Source organism: Pseudogemmobacter humi (genome assembly GCF_900609055.1).
Lineage (GTDB): Bacteria > Pseudomonadota > Alphaproteobacteria > Rhodobacterales > Rhodobacteraceae > Pseudogemmobacter > Pseudogemmobacter humi.
This window is the reverse complement of the sequence record NZ_UXAW01000087.1, coordinates 1-3,501: the sequence shown is the minus strand read 5'-3', so window position 1 is coordinate 3,501 and position 3,501 is coordinate 1. Positions and strand designations below refer to the sequence as shown.

General features: G+C 65.4%; 1 protein-coding gene. It reads right to left on the bottom strand.

Translation table 11 applies throughout. The features are described 5' to 3' along the window. Window positions 1–201: 201 nt before the first annotated feature. Window positions 202–3,315, bottom strand: a complete 3,114-nt coding sequence (locus XINFAN_RS15325) for a valine--tRNA ligase (protein ID WP_124087743.1) — start codon at window positions 3,313–3,315, stop codon at window positions 202–204. Window positions 3,316–3,501: the final 186 nt, after the last annotated feature.

Below are 3,501 nucleotides of genomic sequence, written 5' to 3'. Positions count from 1 at the left end.
GGGCGCAAGAGAGGGGGCCAGCCCCCTCGGCCTTCGGCCTCACCCCCGGAGTATTTATATCAAGGTGAAAGCCGCAAAAGTGCTGCGGGATCGGGGGCAAATTCGTTCGAACGAATTTGGCGGCAGCGGCGCGGCGCCGATTCCTTCGGACAGGCGTGGAAGGCGGCCCGGCCGGGCTGGTTGCCTGGCCGGGTTTTTGGGTCAGGCCAGTTCGGCGAGCCGTTTCAGCGCCGTTTCGATCTTCGCCTTTTCGTCCTCGCGCGCTTCCAGATTGGCGCGGGCCTCGATCACCACATCCTCGGGGGCCGAGGCGATGAACTTCGGATTGTCGAGCCGGCCTTTCAGCCCGCCGATCTCTTTCCCGAGCTTTTCGAGCGTCTTCGAGAGACGCGCCTTTTCGCCCGCGATGTCGATCACCCCTTCCAGCGGAATCGCGAAAGCCGCGCCTTCCAGCGCCACCACGATCGACCCCTTCGGCGCCGGTCCTTCCGAGACATCCCCGATCCGCGCCATGCGCCGGATCAGCGCCTCGTTGCGGGCAAAGGCGGCGCGGGCGGTCCCGGACAGTTCAGACGCCACCAGGTCGGTCTTGAGGCCGACCGGCACATGGACCTGGGCGCGGGCCGAGCGGATCTCTTCGATCAGCCCGGTCACGAAGCCCATCTCGGCCTCGGCCTCCTTGTCCATCAGGGCGGGGCCGTATTCCGGCCAGTCGGTATGCACGAGCAGATTCCCGCGTTTGCCGGTGGTGGCCCAGAGCTCTTCGGTGATGAAGGGCATGAACGGATGCAAGAGGATCATGCACTGGTCGAGCACCCAGGCCATGGTCGCGCGGGTCTCGGCGGCATCCTCGCCGTCGAACAAGGGTTTGGCGAATTCGACATACCAGTCGCAGACCTTGCCCCAGACGAATTTGTAAAGCGCATCTGCGGCCTGGTCGAAGCGGAACTCAGAGAGCGCCAGATCGACCTCTTCCAGCACCGCCGCCGTCTCGCCGATGATCCAGCGGTTGGCGGTGGCCTTCGGAGCAGGGGGCGCCGAAGCGGTCGCGTGCCCCTCCCAGACCCCGTTCATCTCGGCGAAGCGGCAGGCGTTCCACAATTTGGTGCCGAAGTTGCGGTAGCCCGCGATCCGGTCCTTCGAGAGCCGCAGGTCGCGCCCCATCGCTGCCATCGCCGCAAGGGTGAAGCGCACCGCATCGGCGCCGTAATCGGCGATCAGGTCGAGCGGGTCCAGCACGTTGCCGAGCGACTTGGACATCTTCTTGCCCTTCTCGTCGCGCACGAGAGCATGGACATAGACGGTGCGGAACGGCACGTCATCCACCACGGCAAGCTGCATCATCATCATCCTGGCGACCCAGAAGAAGATGATGTCGAACCCGGTGACCAGCACCGAGGACGGGAAATAGCGCGCGAGTTCAGGGGTTTCCTCGGGCCAGCCGAGCGTGCCGATCGGCCAGAGCCCCGAGGAGAACCAGGTGTCGAGCACATCGGCGTCGCGCCAGACCGGATAGACCAGCTTAAGCGGGTCCTGGGTCAGGTTGTATTCCGCCAAAGCCGCCGCGAGCAGGTCCATCGCCGCCTGGCGGTCGGCCACTTCGACCACCCGCGCGTGGTTCAGGGGCACCGGCAAGGGCGCCAGCGCGTCCTGGAAGCGGGCGGTCACACCCTCGAACGAGGGCGCGCAGAAATACACCGGATCCGCGTGGTTGAAGCCGCCCTCGTAGAGCAGGCGGAAGATCTCCACCTCGTCCAGCGCATCGTCGCCCTGGTCGTCATGGAAGCCCGCCGGCCAGATGTCGAGCCCGTACCAGACCGGGATCTGATGGCCCCACCAGAGCTGGCGCGAGATGCACCAGGGCTCGATATTCTCCAGCCAGTGGAAATAGACCTTCGCGTCGCGCTCGGGCAGGATCGTCGTGTCGCCGTTGCGCACGGCATCCAGCGCCGGGCCGACGATCTTCGAGGTCTCGACGAACCACTGATCGGTCAGCATCGGCTCGATCACCACTTTCGAGCGGTCGCCGAAGGGCTGCATGATCTTTTTCGCCTCGATCACCGGCACCCGCTCCAGATGTTCCGAGCCGGTTTCCTCGTCGATGCTTTTCACCAGTTTCGTGACCGCAAGGCCCTCGGCACTGATTTGGGCGACCACGCGCTTTCGCGCCTCGTAACGGTCGAGGCCGCGCAGATCCTCGGGGACGAGGTTGATGCGGTCGACCTCGGCCTCGGTGAAGGCCTGGCCGTCGAGGATGGCGCGGGCGGCCGCGGCGGAGTCCTCATAGGACAGGCCGTCGGTGCGCATCCGGGCGCGGCTGTCCATCAGCCGGTAGAGCGGGATGCCGTTCCGCTGCGCTACGCCGTAATCGTTGAAATCATGCGCGCCGGTGATTTTCACCGCGCCCGAGCCGAAGGTGGGGTCGGGGTATTGGTCGGTGATGATCGGGATCAGGCGGCGGTGCTCGGCCGGGCCGACCGGGATCTCGCAGAGCTTGCCGACGATGGGGGCGTAACGCTCGTCCGACGGGTGCACCGCCACCGCGCCGTCGCCCAGCATGGTCTCGGGGCGGGTGGTGGCGATGGAGATATAATCGCGTTCCTCTTCAAAGGTGACGTTCCCGTCCTCGTCCTTCTCGCGGTAGAGATAGGTCTCGCCCCCGGCCAGCGGATATTTGAAATGCCACATATGGCCGTCGACCTCGGTCTGCTCGACTTCGAGGTCGGAGATCGCGGTCTCGAAATGCGGATCCCAGTTCACCAGCCGTTTGCCGCGGTAGATCAGCCCCTTGTCGTAGAGATCGACGAAGACCTTGATCACGGCGTCGTGGAAATTGCCCTCTTCGCCCGCGGGCGCGCCGGGAGCGCCGGACATGGTGAAGGCCTCGCGGTCCCAGTCGCAGCTTGCGCCGAGCCGCTGGAGCTGGCCGATGATATTGCCGCGCGATTTCTTCTTCTGCTCCCAGACCATGCCGAGAAATTCGGGCCGGGTGAAATCGGTGCGGCGCTTGTCTTCGCGCGCAAGCTCGCGTTCCACCACCATCTGGGTCGCGATCCCGGCATGGTCGGTGCCGGGCTGCCAGAGCACGTCATGGCCGCGCATCCGGTGCCAGCGCACCAGCACGTCCTGAAGCGTGTTGTTGAAGGCATGGCCCATATGCAGGCTGCCGGTGACGTTCGGCGGCGGGATCATGATGGAAAAGGCGGGTTTGCCGGGCTTTGCATTGGCCCCGGCGCGGCCGACCTTGTTCTTCAGCCAGAGGGCTGAAATGCGGGCCTCGGCCTCTTCGGCGTTGAAGGTCTTTTCCATCGGCATCCCGGCTTTCCCCTTTTCGCTTTGCGAAGGATTTAGCCAATGAGACGGCGAAGGGAAAGGGCCGCGCGGGGGCGGAGAAGGGGTTCATGCCGCCGGGCGGACGGAGCGGGCGGCGAAGATGAGCCCCGCGGGCGGGGCTTATGCCTCCGGCGGGGGTATTTTCGTCAGGGTGAATGGGCAGGGCGC

Coding starts and splice junctions, on each gene's coding strand:
- XINFAN_RS15325 (WP_124087743.1), bottom strand. CDS start 3,315: ATGCCGATGGAAAAGACCTTCAACGCCGAAGAGGCCGAGGCCCGCATT.